We start from the raw sequence: 18,281 nt of genomic DNA, 5'->3' as shown, positions 1-18,281 counted from the left end.
ATAATCAGCAATAAAATAAGGCGATGCTAAACATCGTTTCGGGGTCAATAAAATGATGGGATTTACAACAATGAAGAAATTGCTTTTCTCAGGCGTTGCTCTTGCAACAGTTATGGCTTTCGGGGGCTCTGCATGGGCTGACGTGCTTGTCGGTATCGGTGTTCCTGTGACGGGGCCGAATGCTGTTTACGGCGCGCAGATCCAGAAAGGTGCGGAAGCGGCAATCAAGGAAGTCAACGATGCCGGCGGCATCAATGGCGAGAAGATTGCCATTACCGTAGGCGATGACGTGTCCGACCCCAAGCAGGGGATTTCGGTTGCCAACAAGTTCGCTGCCGACGGTGTCAAATTCGTCATCGGCCACTTCAATTCCGGCGTTACGATTCCTGCATCGCAGGTCTATGCCGAGAATGGCATTCTCGAAATCTCGCCCGGCGCAACCAACCCGCAATATACCGAACAGGGCCTTTGGAACACGTTCCGCACCTGCGGCCGTGATGACCAGCAGGGCATTGTCGCGGGCCAGTACATCTTCGATAATTTCAAGGACGCGAAGATTGCCGTCATTCACGACAAGACCCCCTATGGTCAGGGCCTTGCCGATGAAACCAAGAAGAAGCTCAACGAACTGGGCACCAAGGAAACCATCTATGAAGGCGTGAACGTCGGTGAAAAGGATTTCTCCGCGCTGATCGCCAAGCTCAAGCAGGCTGGCGTGAGCGTCGTTTACTGGGGCGGCCTGCACGCCGAAGCCGGTCTCATCATCCGCCAGATGGCCGATCAGGGCGTGAAGGCCCAGTTCATTTCGGGTGACGGCATCGTGTCGAACGAACTGGCCTCGATTGCCGGTCCGGCTGTCGAAGGCACGCTCAACACCTTCGGTCCCGATCCGCGCAACAACCCGGACAATGCCGAACTGGTGAAGAAGTTCCGCGATGCCGGTTTCGAGCCGGAAGCCTACACGCTTTATTCCTATGCGGCTGTCCAGTCGCTCGCCCAGGCCGCCAAGGCCGCAGGCAGCAACGACCCGCAGGAAGTCGCCAAGGCCATGAAGGAAAAGGGTCCGTTCAAGACCGTGCTTGGCGACCTGTCCTATGATGAAAAGGGCGATCCGAAGCTTCCGGGCTATGTCATGTACAAGTGGGAAAAGGGTGCCGACGGCAAATATACTTACGTTCAGCAGTAAGTCTCTGTCGTATTATTTCCCAGAACGTCAGAATGCCCGGCTTCAAAAGCCGGGCATTTTCAATTGCGGTTTGTCTTTCCGCATAAAGTCATGCGTAAAACGCAGGATATGGAATAAATCATTACTTTACTTCCTGATAGAAAGTGATTTTATCCATCATGACGGCTGGATATAGAGCGATTCTCTAAATCTAGTGTTGCGTTCCGGTGGGAGGAGCGGTTTCAGCATGGGCACCCCGGCCCCGATTGTGCCTTCTGGAATATTTCCGGCAAAACGCAAGGCGTTTCCATGTCGTGAAATGCAAAAGCCGGGGGCGGGCGTTTCGGCTTCCGCCGCAAGGCTGGCGGCTGTGCGCTCACGCATTCTTCCCATTGAACGTTGGCAGGCCCGGGCATGAGGTTGCGGCCTCTGCGCGCAAATCCTGCAAGGCAACAGGCGGTTCGCGTTTACGGGCCGTCTCGAAATCCACGGTTCGCGGCGCATCCGGCGGCGAGCCGCTGTTCATAATGGGAGCAACTGAAATGAAGAAATCCTTATTCTGCGGCGTCTGCCTTTCCGCGCTGGTCGCGATGGGTGGAGCATCCTTCGCCGATATCATGGTCGGTGTCGGAGCGCCTCTGACGGGCAGCCAGGCTGCCTTCGGCGAGCAGATCAAGCGCGGCGTGGAAGCGGCCGTCGCGGAAGCCAATGCCAAGGGCGGCATGAACGGCGAAAAGATCACCATCGTCTATGGTGACGACGCTGCCGATCCCAAGCAGGGCATCTCGGTTGCAAACAAGTTCGTGGGCGATGGCGTCCAGTTCGTGATCGGCCATTTCAATTCCGGCGTCAGCATTCCGACCTCGGATATCTATGCCGAAAACGGCGTGTTGATGATCGCGCCGGGCACGACGAACCCGACCTTCACCGAGCGGGAACTGTGGAACACCTTCCGCACCTGCCGCCGCGATGACCAGCAGGGCATCGTTGCCGGCAAGTACATGGCCGACAATTACAAGGACGGCAAGGTTGCCATCCTGCACGACAAGACGCCCTATGGTCAGGGCCTTGCCGACGAAACCAAGAAGTCTCTCAACGAAAACGGCATGAAGGAAACGCTTTATGAAGGCGTGAACCAGGGCGACAAGGATTTCTCCGCGCTCATTTCCAAGATGAAGGCTGCGGGCATCACCGCCGTTTACTGGGGCGGCATGCACCCGGAAGCCGGGCTTCTGATCCGCCAGATGGCCGATCAGGGCCTCAAGGCGCAGTTCATTTCGGGTGACGGCATTGTCTCCAACGAGCTGGCCTCGATTGCCGGTGATGCCGTGGCCGGTGTGATGAACACGTTCGGTCCCGATCCGCGTGACGACAAGGCCAATGCCGAACTCATCAAGGCATTCCGCGACAAGGGTTTTGAGCCGGAAGCCTATACGTTCTATGCCTATGCGGGTGTGCAGTCGTTGGTGAACGCAGCCAATGCGGCCGGCAGCAACGACCCGCAGGAAGTTGCTGCCGCGATGAAGGAAAAGGGGCCGTTCAAAACCGTGCTCGGCGAAATCTCCTTCAATGCGAAGGGCGATCCGAGTCTGTCGCCTTATGTCATGTTCGAGTGGCGCAAGGGTGAAGACGGCAAATACAACTACTTCCAGAAGTAAAATTGCCTCATATATTGGCAAATTTTGCTATAAAATTCATCAATCTGCCCGGCTTTTAGCCGGGCATTTTGTTTTTAACTTCCGGTTGCACAGTTTGTTTGCACTTCCGCCTGTTGCCATGTAATCAAAGCTGCCTTTGTCATCGCAGTTAGGGAGATCTGCCTTGTCTTTCGCCCAAAAGCCAATCCGGAAAATTCTGGTCGCCAACCGATCTGAAATCGCAATCCGCGTATTCCGCGCCGCCAATGAGCTGGGGCTCAAAACGGTGGCCATATGGGCCGAGGAAGACAAACTTTCCCTGCATCGCTTCAAGGCGGATGAGAGCTATCAGGTCGGGCGTGGCCCACATCTGGACCGCGATCTCGGTCCCATCGAAAGCTATCTGTCGATCGACGAGATCATTCGCGTCGCCAGGCTTTCGGGCGCCGATGCGATCCATCCGGGTTACGGCCTGTTGTCGGAAAGCCCGGAATTCGCCGAAGCCTGTGCCGAAAACGGTATCATCTTCATCGGGCCGAAGCCGGAAACCATGCGCCGCCTCGGCAACAAGGTCGCCGCGCGCAATCTCGCCATCGAGATCGGCGTGCCGGTGGTGCCTGCCACCGATCCGCTGCCGGACGATATGGATGCGGTGAAGAAGCTTGCGAGCCAAATCGGCTATCCGCTGATGCTGAAGGCAAGCTGGGGCGGCGGCGGCCGCGGCATGCGCGCCATCCGCGCCGAGGCTGATCTTGCCCGCGAGGTGACGGAGGCCAAGCGCGAGGCCAAGGCCGCCTTCGGCAAGGATGAGGTTTATCTGGAAAAGCTGGTCGAGCGTGCCCGGCACGTCGAAGTGCAGATATTGGGCGATATGCATGGCAATGCGGTGCATCTCTTCGAGCGCGACTGCTCCATCCAGCGCCGAAACCAGAAGGTCGTGGAGCGCGCGCCCGCACCCTATCTCAACGACGAGCAGCGCCGGGAACTGGCGGCTTACGGGCTGAAGATTGCGCATGCCACCGATTATATCGGCGCAGGCACGGTCGAGTTCCTCATGGATGCCGACACCGGCAAGTTCTATTTCATCGAGGTCAATCCGCGCATTCAGGTAGAGCATACGGTCACGGAAGAAGTGACCGGCATCGACATCGTCAAGGCGCAGATCCATCTTCTCGAAGGCTTTGCCATCGGCACGCCGGAATCGGGTGTGCCGCGCCAGGAGGATATCCGCCTCCACGGCCACGCGCTGCAATGCCGCATCACGACGGAAGACCCCGAACAGAATTTCATCCCCGATTACGGGCGCATCCAGGCCTATCGCTCGGCGGCGGGTTTCGGCATTCGTCTGGATGGCGGCACGGCCTATTCGGGCGCGTTCATCACCCGCTATTACGATCCGCTTCTCGTCAAGGTCACGGCCTCCGGCGCGACGCCGCTTGAAGCCATTCACCGCATGGACCGGGCGCTCCGCGAGTTCCGCATTCGCGGCGTGGCGACCAACCTCACCTTTGTCGAAGCGATCATCAATCATCCGAAATTCCAGTCGAACGACTATACGACGCGGTTCATCGATACGACGCCTGAACTCTTCACGCAGATGAAGCGTCAGGACCGCGCCACCAAGCTTTTGACCTATATTGCCGATGTGACTGTCAACGGCCATCCCGAGACCAAGGGCCGCGCAAAGCCAGCCAGCGATGCCGCCAAGCCGCGTGCGCCGTGGTTCGGCGACAAGCCGGTCATTGACGGCACCAGGCAGCGTCTCGACCAGCTTGGGCCGAAGAAATTCGCCGAATGGGTGCGCAATGAAAAGCGCGTGCTGATCACCGACACCACCATGCGCGACGGCCATCAGTCATTGCTCGCCACGCGCGTGCGCACATATGACATTGCGCGGATCGCCAATGCTTACGCGCAGGCGCTGCCGAACCTGTTCTCGTTGGAATGCTGGGGCGGCGCGACTTTCGACGTCTCCATGCGCTTCCTCACCGAAGATCCGTGGGAGCGTCTGGCGCTGGTGCGGGAAGGCGCGCCCAATCTCCTGTTGCAGATGCTTCTGCGCGGAGCCAACGGGGTTGGCTATAAATCCTATCCCGACAATGTGGTGAAACATTTCGTGCGTGAGGCGGCGCGCGGTGGCATCGATCTGTTCCGCGTTTTCGACAGCCTCAACTGGGTCGAGAACATGCGCGTGTCGATGGATGCGGTGCTGGAGGAAAACAAGCTCTGCGAAGCGGCGATCTGCTACACGGGCGATATTCTGAACCCGGACCGCGCCAAATATGACCTCAAATATTATGTCGATCTGGCGAAGGAAGTCGAAAAAGCGGGCGCGCATATCATTGCGGTCAAGGATATGGCGGGCTTGCTGAAGCCTGCCGCCGCGCGCGTGCTGTTCAAGGCGCTGCGCGAGGAAACCGATCTGCCGATTCATTTCCACACGCATGATACGTCGGGCATTTCGGCGGCGACCGTGCTTGCTGCGGTCGATGCGGGTGTGGATGTGGTGGATGCGGCCATGGATGCGCTTTCGGGCAACACCTCGCAGCCCTGCCTCGGTTCGATTGTCGAGGCGCTGTCCGGTTCGGAACGCGATCCGGGGCTCGATCCCGATTCGATCCGCCGCATTTCCTTCTATTGGGAAGCGGTGCGCAACCAGTATGCGGCCTTTGAAAGCGATCTCAAGGGACCGGCTTCGGAAGTCTATCTGCATGAAATGCCGGGCGGTCAGTTCACCAATCTGAAGGAACAGGCGCGCTCGCTGGGGCTGGAAACGCGCTGGCATGAGGTGGCGCAGGCCTATGCCGATGTGAACCGCATGTTCGGCGATATCGTCAAGGTAACGCCATCCTCCAAGGTGGTGGGCGACATGGCGCTGATGATGGTTGCCCAAGACCTTACCGTCGCCGATGTCGAGAACCCGGCCAAGGATATCGCCTTCCCGGATTCGGTGGTTTCGATGATGCGCGGCGATCTCGGCCAGCCGCCGTCGGGCTGGCCGCAAGCCTTGCAGAAAAAGGTTCTGAAGGGCGAAAAGCCTTTCACCGTGCGTCCCGGCTCGCTTTTGCCTGCCGCCGATCTCGATGCGGAACGCAAGGGCTTTGAGGAAAGTATTGGCCGCAAGCTGTCCGATCAGGAATTTGCCTCGGCGCTGATGTATCCGAAGGTCTTTACGGATTATGCGGCGGCGCAGGAAACCTATGGCCCGACAAGCGTGCTGCCGACGCCGGTTTATTTCTATGGTCTCAAGCCGGAAGAAGAGGTCTTTGTCGATCTGGAACGCGGCAAGACGCTGGTGATCGTCAATCAGGCGATGAGCGAGACCGACGAGAAGGGCATGGTGACGGTGTTCTTCGAGCTGAACGGCCAGCCGCGCCGCATCAAGGTACCCAATCGCGCCAAGGGTGCCTCCGGCGGTGTCCGCCGCAAGGTGGAAGCGGGCAACGACAAAGAGGTCGGCGCGCCGATGCCGGGTGTTGTCTCGACGGTTGCCGTGGCGAGCGGCCAGAAGGTTTCGCAGGGCGATGTGCTTTTGTCCATCGAAGCGATGAAGATGGAAACCGCCATCCATGCCGAACGCGATGGCACGATCGCGGAAGTGCTGGTGCGCCCCGGCGAACAGATCGACGCCAAGGATTTGCTGATTACCTATGACGCGTGAGAAATGCGAAAGGCGGGCTGGTCGAGGTTTGGTATGGCTGGTCCCTCTCGATTTTCCGCAAGTCTCGGGATAGACAAGCAATCCATCACCATGATTGGCTGTGTGGGCAGAATATTGATCTTGTGCGGGTAAGGGCAAAATGGAACAGGTTTCCGGACGCGAAGATGCCGCGCCTGCGCGCGCGCCGATTATAACCAGAGAGCGGATTGCCGTTGCGCTTCTCTTTCTGATGAACGGTTATATTTTCGGTGGCTGGGCCCCGAAAATCCCGGAATTCGCCGCGCGTCTGGGGCTCGACAGCGCCGGTATGGGGCTGATGATCCTCATATTCGGCCTTGGTTCCCTGGCCATGATGCCGGTCGCGGGCGCTCTTTCCGCGCATCGCGGTTCGGGCCTTGTGGTGCGCATTTTCGCGCTTGCCTTCATTCCCGCACTGGTCGTCATCGCGCTGGTGCCCAATGTGGTTACGGCTGTGATCGCGATGTTCTATTTCGGCGGGACCATGGCTGCGATGGATGTATCCATGAATGCCAATGCGGTCGCGGTCGAGAAAAAGATGCGCCGCGCCATCATGTCATCCTGTCACGCCTTCTGGAGCCTTGGCGGCCTGATCGGCGCCGCAACGGGCGGCTTTCTCATCGCGCAATTCGGTTCGACCGTCCATGCGCTGGTCACGATGATCGCCGCCGCCATTCTGATCGCCATTGCCTGGCCATCGATCATTCCCGATACGCAACACCATCATCCAAGCGGCGAAAAGCAGAAGCTTGCCCTGCCGCGCAGTCCCTTGCCGTGGCTTGTCGGCGTCATGGCGCTGTTTTCCATGGTGCCGGAAGGCGCGATCCTTGATTGGGGCGCCTATCATATGCGTCAGGATCTGGGCGCTTCCGTCACGGTGGCGGGCTTCGGTTTTGCGGCCTTTTCGGGGTCTATGGCTGTCATGCGTTTTGCGGGCGATCTGGTGCGCGACCGTTTCGGCGCGGTTAAAACCCTGCGCGCCTGCACGATCATTGCCATTATCGGCATGTTGATCGTCGGTTTTGGAAACAGCGCGGCAACCGCCATCATCGGCTTTGCGATCTGCGGGATCGGCATTTCCAACATGGTGCCGATCGCCTTCTCGATGGCGGGCAACATGCCGGGCGTCAATCCGAGCGTCGGCCTGTCGATAGCCACCACGCTCGGTTATTCCGGCATGCTGGTGGCGCCGTCGCTGATCGGCTTTGTTGCCAAGCACAGCGGCTTCGGCGTGGTGTTTCTGGCGCTTCCGGTCTTGCTGCTGGTGGTGCTGGCCTTCTCAAGTCTCGCCCGATATGCCGACCAAAAGCATTAAGGTTATTCCGCCGTCCAGCCGCCGTCGACGGGAATGGCGGCGCCGTTGATCTGCGCTGCCGCATCGCTTGCGAGGAAGGCGGCGACGGCCCCGATCTGAGCCGTGGTGACGAATTCCTTCGTCGGCTGTTTATCCAGCATCACCTCGCGGATCACGGTTTCGCGGTCCATGTGATGGGCCTTCATTTGGTCGGGTATCTGCGCTTCCACGAGCGGGGTCAGCACATAGCCGGGACAGATGGAATTGGCGGTGATCTTTGCTGTGGCAAGCTCCAGCGCCAAAGTCTTGGTAAAGCCGACAATGCCATGCTTGGCGGCCACATAGGCCGATTTGAACGGCGAGGCCACGAGGCCATGCGCGGAGGCGATGTTGATGATGCGGCCCCAGCCGGCCTTTCGCATATGCGGGATGGCGGCGGCGGCGGTGTGGAAGGCCGATGTCAGGTTGATCGCGATGATGCGGTCCCATTGCTCAGGTGGAAATTCCTCAACCGGAGACACATGCTGGATGCCGGCATTGTTGACGAGAATGTCCACACTGCCGAACCGCTTTGCAGTTTCTGCGATCAGTGCGCGGCATTGATCCGCCTTCGACATGTCGGCGGCGATATAGACCACGCTCGCGCCATGTTCTTCCCCCAGCCTGGCCGCAAGCGCATGATCCTCGTCGCGGTCGGTGAAGGAATTTATCACGACCTTGTGTCCCGCCGCCGCCAGCGCATGGGCTATGCCGAGGCCGATCCCGGAATTCGATCCGGTGACGATTGCGGTCTTGCGGGCAGATGCGTCGGTCATTGGCAGGCTCCTCCTTGTGGTCACGACATAATGAGAGGGCGACATTGCCTCGGCAAGCGATTATATAAAGCGAAAGCCGGATATACGCAGGCCCAGTTATATGCAGGCGTTGACATTCGCGTCGCGCTGCGCCACCTGAAAACAGGTACAGTTAAGAACAGAGCAAAATGTCTTCCGAGACCGTCAGCTATTTTTCGCATCCATTTCCCCGCCGCCAGTCGGTCGGCGTCAGTGTCGGCGGCGTTATCGTCGGCGGCAGCGCGCCTGTCGTCGTGCAATCCATGACCAATACGGACACGGCGGATATTGATGGCACCGTTGCGCAAGTTGCCGCCCTCCACCGCGCCGGGTCGGAGATCGTGCGCATCACGGTGGATCGCGATGAATCGGCTGCCGCCGTGCCGAAAATCCGCGAGCGGCTGGAGCGTCTTGGCCACAATGTGCCGCTGGTCGGCGATTTCCATTATATCGGCCACAAGCTTTTGGCCGATCACCCGGCCTGTGCGGAAGCGCTTGCCAAATATCGCATCAATCCCGGCAATGTCGGTTTCAAGGACAAGAAGGACAAGCAGTTCGCCGATATCGTCGAAATGGCGATCCGCCATGACAAGCCGGTGCGTATCGGGGTCAACTGGGGTTCGCTCGATCAGGAACTCCTGACCACGCTGATGGATCGCAACCAGGCCGAGGGCGCGCCGCTTTCCGCGCAGGAAGTCATGCGCGAGGCCATTGTGCAGTCGGCGCTGATCTCGGCCAATCTGGCCGAAGAGATCGGGCTTGGCCGCGACAAGATCATCCTGTCGGCCAAGGTCAGCCAGGTGCAGGACCTGATTGCCGTTTATACGATGCTGGCGCAGCGTTGCGACCATGCGCTGCATCTGGGCCTCACGGAAGCGGGCATGGGCACCAAGGGCGTCGTCGCCTCGTCAGCGGCCATGGGCATTTTGTTGCAGCAGGGCATCGGCGATACGATCCGCATTTCCCTGACACCGGAACCGGGCGGCGACCGCACGCGCGAAGTGCAGGTGGCGCAGGAATTGCTGCAAACCATGGGTTTCCGTCAGTTCATTCCGATTGTCGCGGCCTGCCCCGGTTGCGGTCGCACGACATCGACCGTGTTTCAGGAGCTGGCGCAGACCATTCAGGACGATATCCGCCGCAACATGCCGGTCTGGCGCGAGAAATATCCGGGTGTCGAGGCGCTGTCGGTTGCGGTCATGGGCTGCATCGTCAATGGACCGGGCGAATCGAAACATGCCGATATCGGCATCTCGCTTCCCGGCACGGGCGAAACCCCGTCCGCCCCGGTTTTCGTGGATGGCAAGAAGGTCACGACCCTGCGCGGCCCCGGCATTGCCGAAGACTTCCAGAAGATGGTCGCCGATTACATCGAAAACCGTTTCGGCCTTGATCGCAAGATCGCGTCTTGAGGCGTTGTTAATTCTGCCGTTCGGCGATGAAACGGGCGGCCTGCTTGAGAATATCGGCGTCCTTGCCGAAGGGCGCCAGCAGGCTTTCCGCCTGGGCCACCAGGCCCGAAAGTTGCCTCTGTGTCCAGTCGATGCCGTGGAGTGAAACCAGCGTGGCCTTGCCGGCGGCGGCATCCTTGCCGGTGGCCTTGCCCATCGCCTCGGCGTCCGCGGTCACATCCAGAAGATCGTCGGCAAGCTGGAAGGCAAGGCCGATGGCCGCGCCGAACTCCGCCATGCGTTCGCGGTCCTCACCGGACGCATTGGCGATGATGGCTCCGGCTTCACAGGCAAAGCGGATCAGCGCGCCGGTCTTCATCGCCTGAAGCGTGATGATGCCTGCCTCGTCCGGCTTTGCGGTTTCGGCCATCAGATCGAGCGCCTGTCCGCCTGCCATGCCGCCCAGGCCCGACGCGCGGGCGAGCGCGGCAATCAATTGCACGCGGGTGGTGGCATCCAGTTCCGTTTCGTCGGATGCGATGATGTCGAAAGCGTAGGTCAGAAGGCTGTCGCCGGCCAGAATGGCGGCCGCCTCGTCAAAAGCCTTGTGCACGGTCGGCTGGCCCCGGCGCAGATCGTCATCATCCATCGCAGGCAGGTCGTCATGGACGAGCGAATAGCAGTGAATGCATTCGAGTGCCGCCGCAACACGCAGAACGGCATCGCCGGTCTTGCCGAACAGGGCCGCGCTTTCAATGACCAGAAAGGGCCTGAGGCGCTTGCCGCCATTCAAGACACCATGGCGCATGGCGGCGATGAGCCGCTCCGGGCGGGCAATCTCGCCGCTGCGCGGGCGCTCGTCCAGAAGGGCGACAAGGACGGCTTCCACTTCCAGGGCGCGATGGTTGAGAACGGCGGTGAAATCGGTCGGCAGCTTTTCCATGGAAGAATGGGATGGACGAAAGCGCGGAATTGGTCAACCGGCCACAACGATCAGCACAGGCTTTTTCATTTGAACGTCACGAAACGGCGCGTTTCGACGTATTTCGGCGGTCGGATTATGGAATCCGGTTCAAACTTATTAAGGAATGGTTTATGTCGCTTGAGGGGAAGGCAGCAGGCGATGGACGTGGCAAAAATCATCATCAAGAGCAAGGATGGGCGCAATTATCTGGCAGATCCCGTTTGGGGCGCCCGGATTGCGCTCGCGCTCAAGATTCTGGTGGTTCTGGCTGTCCTGCCGATCTTTCTGCTCCTCGTCTATTCCGTGCCTTTCGTTCGCCCGATCTCGACCCTGATGGTCAAGGACTATGTTCTGTTTCAGGACGTGGAACGCAGATGGGTGAGCATCGACGATGTCGCGCCGGTTCTCGTCAATTCGGTCATGATGGCCGAGGACGGCCAGTTTTGCAGCCATGGCGGGGTGGACTGGCATCAGCTCGGGCTGGTTCTGGACGATGCGGGCGAGGGAGGCCCCAGCCGCGGCGCTTCCACGATCACCATGCAGACCGTGAAGAACCTTTTCCTCTGGAACGGACGCTCCTATCTCCGCAAGGGGCTGGAATTTCCGCTGGCGCTGGCCGCCGACGGCCTTCTGTCCAAGAAACGCATCATGGAAATCTACCTCAATATTGCCGAGTGGGGGCCAGGCATCTATGGGATCGAGGCCGCAGCCCGGCATTATTTCAAGCGCCCGGCAGCAAAACTCAACGCCCAGCAAGCCGCGCTGCTTGCCGTCACGCTGCCCAACCCGGCCCTTCGCAATCCCGCCAAGCCGACGCGCAACATGCGGCGCATCGGCCGGATCGTTGCCGGACGCGCCGCGCGAGCGGGCCCCTATGTGGTTTGCGTGCAATAAACACGCAATACGAAAAAAAGATCAGACTCCCGCTGGTCAAATGCCGTGAGAGCGTGTATAGGCACGTGACTTTCCGGAATTTTGTCCGATGTGACAGGCTCTTCGGGGCCGTGCCGGACGTTTATTGACCGATCAGTGGAGCTGGATCCATGGCAGTACCAAAACGAAAAACGTCTCCGTCGAAGCGCGGCATGCGCCGTTCGGCTGACGCTCTCAAGGCCCCGACCTATGTCGAGGACAAGAACTCGGGCGAACTTCGCCGTCCGCATCATATCGATCTGAAGAGCGGTATGTATCGCGGCCGTCAGGTCCTCGAAGCCAAGGAATAAGTCTGAGGCTGCATAGCAGCCGAAAGATGGTTTTCAAAAACGCCGTTTCCGGTTTCCGGAAGCGGCGTTTTCTTTTATGCCTATTTCATAAGTCTAAGATGATTTCATAAATATAATACGCAATCGATCAATTTTTGATTGATTGGTAAAAAATCAAATTTATGCCGCAATGTATAATGACGAGTATCGCGTGGTTTTAATTGGTTTGATTGGGAATTGATATGGACTACATTCTGAAAACGATAATTGCCAATGGCGGATTGTCGGTGCAGTCGGCAGTTTCTTTCTTTAATATATTTGAAAATACTCTCTATAATGAAGATGGGATTCTGGATCTATCGGATACGCCATGCCGGATTGGAAGCACGGAACGAGCGGTTCCCGGTGCGGTTGCCGCGTTTGCGGGCAAGAACCTGAAATAGGAGGCGGAGCAGGAGGGCAATTGCAAAAGGCTTTTGCTTTTGTTCCAAACGCATGATGGGGCGGGCAGGATGTCTGCCAGCCCCATCTCCGTTCGCGGTGCGGGCGATCAGCCTGCGTCGAATGCAAAGCCTGCCGCTTCGATGCCGGCGATGGCCGCAGCCTCGTCATTGTCCGACGTATCGCCGGAAATGCCGACCGCACCGAGAATCTCGCCGCCTGCATCCTTGATCAGTACGCCGCCCGGCACCGGCACGATCCTGCCGCCCGATACGCCTGAAAGCCCTTCGAGAAAATGCGGGCGGTCCTTCGCCTGATTGTTCAGCCAGCGCGAGCCGGTGCCGACCGCAAGCGCGCCATAGGCCTTGCCTGAGCCGATCTCGAAGCGGAGCATGGAGGCCCCGTCCTGACGCTGGAAAGCCTTCACATGGCCGCCCGCATCGAGCACGCAAACCGCAAGCGGCTTCAGTTTCAGTTCCCCGGCCTTGGCAAAGGCCCCGGCGATGATCGTATTGGCGCGTTCGAGCGTCAGTGAAGGCATGAATATCTCCTATTTATAGCGAGATGTAATTTAGCGGTCATGGCTTGCGATGCACAGCCGAATGCGTCTCGTCACAGGAAAAACACTTTATCGATTTTCATGAAGACGGTTGCCGTCACGCGGCAAAGCTTGCCAAGGCCCGGATTTTGGTCTTTGTGTTGCGCACCATTTCAAGGAGGAAAGAATGTCCGAACCGAAAGCCATCGTCATTGCCAGCGCGGCCCGCACTGCGGTGGGCGCTTTCAACGGGGCGTTTGCCAATGTTCCGGCGCATGAACTGGGCGCCACGGTCATCAGGGGAGCGCTGCAACGCGCCGGTGTGGCGGCGACTGATGTGGACGAGGTTATTCTCGGACAGGTGCTGACGGCAGGCGAGGGGCAGAACCCCGCGCGCCAGGCGGCGATGGATGCCGGTTGCCCCAAGGAGACGACGGCCTTTTCCATCAACCAGCTGTGCGGCTCGGGCCTGCGTGCGGTTGCGCTCGGCATGCAGCAGATACTGTCCGGCGATGCCAGGATCATCGTGGCGGGCGGTCAGGAATCCATGTCCATGGCCCCGCATTGCGCGCATCTGCGCTCCGGCGTGAAGATGGGCGATTTCAAGATGATCGACACCATGCTGAAGGATGGCCTGATCGATGCCTTCAATGGCTATCACATGGGGATCACGGCGGAAAACATCGCGCGCCAATGGCAGTTGAACCGCGACGATCAGGATGCGTTTGCACTGGCCTCGCAGCAGAAGGCGGAAGCCGCACAGAATGCGGGCAGGTTCGAGGATGAAATCGTTCCCTTCACCGTGAAGGGCCGCAAGGGCGATGTCGTTGTGTCGGCGGATGAATATATCCGTCCGGGCACGACGATGGAGGCCCTGTCCAGGCTGAAGCCTGCCTTCGACAAGGATGGAACGGTGACGGCGGGCAATGCATCCGGCATCAATGACGGCGCTGCGGCCGTGGTGCTGATGGATGCGGCGGAAGCGTCCAGGCGCGGGGTGAAGCCGCTGGCGCGCATCGTTTCCTGGGCAACGGCCGGCGTCGATCCGTCGATCATGGGAACAGGCCCTATCCCGGCAACGAAGAAGGCGCTGGAAAAGGCAGGCTGGAGCGTGGGCGATCTCGATCTGGTCGAGGCCAATGAAGCCTTTGCCGCACAGTCCTGCGCGGTTGTGCGCGATCTCGGGCTCAATCCAGATATCGTCAATGTCAATGGCGGGGCGATCGCCATCGGCCATCCGATCGGCGCGTCAGGCGCGCGCGTGCTGACGACACTGCTTTACGAAATGCAGCGCCGCGACGTCAGGCGTGGTCTGGCGACGCTTTGCATCGGCGGCGGCATGGGCGTGGCCCTGTGCGTCGAGCGCGATTGATCTTTCCATTTCGAGCATGGCGGCGGACGGGGAAATACATTCCGTCCGCCTTTTTATTTCCGCAATGCGGCGTTTGAAATCGGGGAGGTCGGATATGGTGGTGTTGCCGGAAAAGTTAACGCGAAGCCGGTGAAACAGCCGTCAAAGGCCGTCAGGCCTTGATTTTCTATGGCATGCCCCGATCAATGGCTACCAGATGTGGTGAGAACAAATGGAGAAAACTTGCAGATCAACGATTCGTCGCCGATTCGTTCCGGCTTTGACCTGAAGGTTAACGGAAATGCTGTTTTCGCCTGTTCCGCTGTTAAGGAACCATCAGTAATCATTAAGACTTTCTGAAGCTTGGCATTGCCGCTGGCGCAGTCTGTTGACAGGTTTTGCCAAAAGTTAACAGCCTGGTCGTTTTGCGTCCGCAGAACACAGAAAAGCGGAGCCGTTGATTCATTATATTGTGGGTTTTCCTGTGAGGATCACTATATGTTGCCGTGAACAAAAGGCGAAGCTCTCCCAGTCAGCGATTCGTCGCCGATTCGTTCTAGAGTCGTTCTAATTGTTAATCGACAAACTGCCTGCCGTCCGTGCTGAAACTTGACAGGGGCGCTTTCGGTATAGGCCGTATAGTGCTATCGCAGAACCAGCATCCTGCCCGCCATGGGCGCTTGTACCGGGAATCCGATTATTGGCATGAACCAACTCCCTGCCCATGATTTGCCGCTGACCCTGAGTGGCCGCGATGTGACCGCGGTGCTTGGGCCGACCAATACCGGCAAGACGCATCTCGCGATCGACCGCATGCTGTCGCATGGAAGCGGCATGATCGGCCTGCCGCTGCGCCTTCTGGCGCGCGAGGTCTATAACCGCGTCGTGGAGCGCGTGGGGGCGGCCAATGTGGCGCTGGTGACGGGCGAGGAAAAGATCGTGCCGCCCGGTGCGCGCTATTCCGTCTGCACGGTCGAGGCTATGCCGCGCCGTACCGATGTCGCTTTCGTGGCCATCGATGAGGTGCAGCTTGCGGGCGATCTGGAGCGCGGCCATATTTTCACCGACCGCATCCTGCATCTGCGCGGGCGGCAGGAAACGCTCCTGCTTGGCGCCGCCACCATGCGCGGCATTCTGGAAAAACTTCTGCGCGGCATCAATGTGGTGACGCGTCCGCGCCTGTCGCATCTGGCCTATGCCGGTTCCAAGAAGATTACGCGCCTGCCGAACCGGTCCGCCATTGTGGCCTTTTCCGCCGACGAGGTTTATGCGATCGCCGAACTGATCCGCCGCCAGCGCGGTGGGGCCGCGGTGGTTATGGGCGCGCTCAGCCCGCGCACGCGCAATGCGCAGGTCGAGCTTTACCAATCCGGCGATGTCGATTTTCTCGTGGCGACCGATGCCATCGGCATGGGCCTCAATCTCGATGTCGATCATGTCGCTTTCGCGCAGAACCGCAAATTCGACGGCTATCAGTTCCGCGATTTGACACCTGCCGAAGTGGGGCAGATTGCCGGGCGCGCGGGCCGTCATCTGCGTGACGGCACTTTCGGCGTGACCGGACAGGTGCATCCATTCGATGAAGAACTGGTCGAGCGGGTGGAGGCGCATGATTTCGATCCGGTGAAAGTCCTGCAATGGCGCACGGCGCGTTTCGACTTTTCATCGCTCGATTCCCTGCGATATTCCCTGGAAACACCCGCGCCCGTCGAAGGTCTGGCCAAGGCCCTGCCTGCCGTCGACCAACAAGCGCTTGAAAATTTGTCGAAAGACGAAGAGATTGTGCGGCTCGCGACGACACCGGCGCGGATCGAGCTTTTGTGGGACGCCTGCGCGCTGCCCGACTATCGCAAGATCGCACCGGCGCAGCATGCCGATATCATTGCAACCATCTATCAGGATCTTGTCCGCCGAGGGAGCGTCGATGAAGATTATATGAGCGAACAGGTGCGCCGCGCCGACAGCACAGAGGGAGAAATCGACACCCTGTCGCATCGCGTGGCGCAGATTCGAACCTGGACTTTCGTGTCGCATCGGCCCGGATGGCTTGCCGATCCGACACACTGGCAGGAAAAGACGCGCGAAATAGAGGATAGATTGTCCGACGCGCTGCATGAAAGGTTGACGAAACGCTTTGTAGACCGCAGGACAAGCGTGCTTATGAGGCGCCTGAGAGAGAATGCCATGCTTGAAGCAGAAATCAGCCCGGCTGGAGACGTGATTGTCGAAGGCCACAATGTCGGGCAACTGGAAGGATTCCGTTTTACCGCCGATGTTCAGGCCGAAGGGCCCGACGCCAAGGCGGTGAAGACGGCTGCACAAAAGGCGCTGGCCGCCGAATTCGAACGCCGCGCGGAGCGCTTTGCCGCTGCTCCCAATGGCGATTTCGCGCTCGGCTCGGATGGTGTCATGCGCTGGGTTGGCGCCACGGTCGCGACGCTGGTTGCGGGCGATGATGTGCTGAAGCCCCGTGCGGTGATCCTGGCCGACGAACAGCTCACCGGAGCCGTACGCGACAAGGTTGCCGCGCGCATCGAACGTTTCGTGGCTCATCATATCGAAACCATTTTGAAGCCGCTCACCGATCTGGCTGCCGCCGATGCCCTGACGGGCATGACGCGCGGCCTTGCATTCCAGATCGTGGAAAATCTCGGCATTCTTCCGCGCCGCGATGTGGCGGAGGAAGTGCGCGGCCTCGATCAGGATTCACGCGCGGCGCTTCGCCGTCTTGGCGTGCGTTTCGGTGCCTATCACGTCTTCATGCCCATGCTGCTGAAGCCCGCTCCCGCCGGCCTCATCACGCTTCTTTGGGCGCTCAAGAACGATGGCCGCGAACGCGCCGGCTATGGCGATGTCGTCAATGTGCTGGCCGCGGGCCGCACTTCGGTCGTAGTCGATCCGGCTTTCGATCCGATGTTCTACCGTCTGGCAGGCTATCGCGTGCTGGGCCGTCGCGCCGTGCGCATCGATATTCTGGAACGTCTTGCCGATCTCATTCGCCCGGCGCTTGCCTGGCGTCCGGGTTCCGGCGTGCGTCCGGATGGGGCTTATGACGGCGGACGCTTCATCGTCACGCCGGCCATGATGTCCATTCTGGGTGCTACGACCGACGACATGGAAGAAATCCTGAAGAGCCTCGGCTATCGCCACGAGGCGATGGAAGCCGCCGCCGTCACGGCGAAGCTTGCCGAACTCGATGCCTTTGCGGCAGAAGCCGCGGCCAAGGACGCTGGCGTTTCGCCGGTTGCAGAGGCTGAAAAGCCTGCCGTACCGGCGGCTGAACCTGTGCCCGCACCGGTTGCCGTGGCCGCGCCGGAAACCGAAGCCAAGGTGGAAGAAGCTGTTGAAGCGGCTGAAGCTGCACCGACTGGCGAAACGGCGGATGATGCGGCGGAAGAGCCAAAGCCCGTTCTGATCTGGCGTCAGGGCCGTTTCGAGGGCCGCAACCGCAATCAGGACCAGAACAGGCAGCGTCAAAATCGCGGCCACCAGAATCGCGGTCATCAGAACCGCGATGGCGGCGAAGGGCGCAAGTCCGAAGGCGGGGCCGAGCAGCAGGGACGCAACGATCGCGGCGGCAAGCGCTTCGACAAGCAGAAGCGGCATGACGGCGAAGGCAAGCGCGATGGCGGCAAGGGCGATTTCCGTGGCGGCAATCAGCGTCAGCAGAAGCGCGATCATGGCCATCAGGGCGGCAAGCGGGTCGAGCAGGAACGTCCGGCGCGTATCGACCCCGATTCGCCTTTCGCCAAGCTTCTGGCCCTTAAGGAGCAGATGAAGAAGTAA

The 18,281-nt window shown here is 59.6% G+C and carries 14 protein-coding genes; 10 read left to right on the top strand and 4 right to left on the bottom strand.

Annotation, left to right across the window (positions count from 1 at the left end):
* Positions 1-70: 70 nt before the first annotated feature.
* Complete coding sequence (locus AVM02_RS05620; RefSeq protein WP_411505994.1) at positions 71-1,186, top strand: branched-chain amino acid ABC transporter substrate-binding protein; 1,116 nt, start codon at positions 71-73, stop codon at positions 1,184-1,186.
* Between the two features lie 156 nt (positions 1,187-1,342).
* Here the strand turns inward: AVM02_RS05620 and AVM02_RS05615 are convergent, their stop codons facing one another.
* Positions 1,343-1,549 carry a hypothetical protein gene (locus AVM02_RS05615; RefSeq protein ID WP_411505993.1) on the bottom strand — a complete coding sequence of 69 codons (207 nt, stop codon included), beginning with the start codon at positions 1,547-1,549 and terminating at the stop codon, positions 1,343-1,345.
* A gap of 158 nt (positions 1,550-1,707) precedes the next feature.
* Here AVM02_RS05615 and AVM02_RS05610 point away from each other — a divergent pair, with 158 nt between their 5' ends.
* The 3 genes from AVM02_RS05610 to AVM02_RS05600 all read left to right on the top strand — a co-directional run bounded on the left by AVM02_RS05610 (position 1,708) and on the right by AVM02_RS05600 (position 7,796).
* Positions 1,708-2,823 carry a branched-chain amino acid ABC transporter substrate-binding protein gene (locus tag AVM02_RS05610; protein WP_411505992.1) on the top strand — a complete coding sequence of 372 codons (1,116 nt, stop codon included), beginning with the start codon at positions 1,708-1,710 and terminating at the stop codon, positions 2,821-2,823.
* A 163-nt stretch (positions 2,824-2,986) separates the two neighbouring features.
* Positions 2,987-6,463 (top strand): pyruvate carboxylase, encoded by a 3,477-nt coding sequence (gene pyc / locus AVM02_RS05605; protein WP_411505991.1) that lies wholly within the window; start codon positions 2,987-2,989, stop codon positions 6,461-6,463.
* 139 nt (positions 6,464-6,602) lie between these two features.
* Positions 6,603-7,796 carry an MFS transporter gene (locus tag AVM02_RS05600; RefSeq protein ID WP_411505990.1) on the top strand — a complete coding sequence of 398 codons (1,194 nt, stop codon included), beginning with the start codon at positions 6,603-6,605 and terminating at the stop codon, positions 7,794-7,796.
* A 2-nt stretch (positions 7,797-7,798) separates the two neighbouring features.
* Here AVM02_RS05600 and AVM02_RS05595 read toward each other — a convergent pair whose 3' ends face one another.
* Positions 7,799-8,590, bottom strand: a complete 792-nt coding sequence (locus AVM02_RS05595) for a 3-hydroxybutyrate dehydrogenase (RefSeq protein ID WP_411505989.1) — start codon at positions 8,588-8,590, stop codon at positions 7,799-7,801.
* 167 nt (positions 8,591-8,757) lie between these two features.
* Here AVM02_RS05595 and ispG point away from each other — a divergent pair, with 167 nt between their 5' ends.
* Positions 8,758-10,020 (top strand): flavodoxin-dependent (E)-4-hydroxy-3-methylbut-2-enyl-diphosphate synthase, encoded by a 1,263-nt coding sequence (gene ispG, locus AVM02_RS05590; protein ID WP_411505988.1) that lies wholly within the window; start codon positions 8,758-8,760, stop codon positions 10,018-10,020.
* 7 nt (positions 10,021-10,027) lie between these two features.
* Here ispG and AVM02_RS05585 read toward each other — a convergent pair whose 3' ends face one another.
* Positions 10,028-10,942 (bottom strand): polyprenyl synthetase family protein, encoded by a 915-nt coding sequence (locus tag AVM02_RS05585; protein ID WP_411505987.1) that lies wholly within the window; start codon positions 10,940-10,942, stop codon positions 10,028-10,030.
* A gap of 180 nt (positions 10,943-11,122) precedes the next feature.
* Here AVM02_RS05585 and mtgA point away from each other — a divergent pair, with 180 nt between their 5' ends.
* The 3 genes from mtgA (at position 11,123) to AVM02_RS05570 (ending at position 12,608) form a co-directional block, all read left to right on the top strand.
* A complete protein-coding gene (gene mtgA, locus AVM02_RS05580) occupies positions 11,123-11,857 on the top strand; it encodes a monofunctional biosynthetic peptidoglycan transglycosylase (RefSeq protein ID WP_411505986.1) in 735 nt (244 codons plus the stop codon).
* A gap of 149 nt (positions 11,858-12,006) precedes the next feature.
* Entirely contained in the window at positions 12,007-12,186 is a 180-nt protein-coding gene (gene rpmF, locus AVM02_RS05575) for a 50S ribosomal protein L32 (protein WP_006467787.1), read from the top strand.
* 221 nt (positions 12,187-12,407) lie between these two features.
* Complete coding sequence (locus AVM02_RS05570) at positions 12,408-12,608, top strand: hypothetical protein (RefSeq protein ID WP_411505985.1); 201 nt, start codon at positions 12,408-12,410, stop codon at positions 12,606-12,608.
* Between the two features lie 107 nt (positions 12,609-12,715).
* On the opposite strand, the gene AVM02_RS05565 is transcribed toward AVM02_RS05570, so the two are convergent.
* On the bottom strand, positions 12,716-13,147 hold the full coding sequence (locus AVM02_RS05565; RefSeq protein ID WP_411505984.1) for a GlcG/HbpS family heme-binding protein: 432 nt from the start codon (positions 13,145-13,147) through the stop codon (positions 12,716-12,718).
* Positions 13,148-13,331: 184 nt separating this feature from the next.
* On the opposite strand from AVM02_RS05565, the gene AVM02_RS05560 reads away from it, so the two are divergent.
* Together AVM02_RS05560 and AVM02_RS05555 are read left to right on the top strand one after the other, a co-directional pair.
* Entirely contained in the window at positions 13,332-14,516 is a 1,185-nt protein-coding gene (locus AVM02_RS05560) for an acetyl-CoA C-acetyltransferase (RefSeq protein ID WP_411505983.1), read from the top strand.
* A 684-nt stretch (positions 14,517-15,200) separates the two neighbouring features.
* Entirely contained in the window at positions 15,201-18,281 is a 3,081-nt protein-coding gene (locus AVM02_RS05555; RefSeq protein WP_411505982.1) for a helicase-related protein, read from the top strand.

The organism is Brucella anthropi (assembly GCF_046630315.1).
In the GTDB taxonomy this organism is placed as follows: domain Bacteria; phylum Pseudomonadota; class Alphaproteobacteria; order Rhizobiales; family Rhizobiaceae; genus Brucella; species Brucella anthropi_A.
This window is presented reverse-complemented; position numbering and strand designations above follow the sequence as displayed.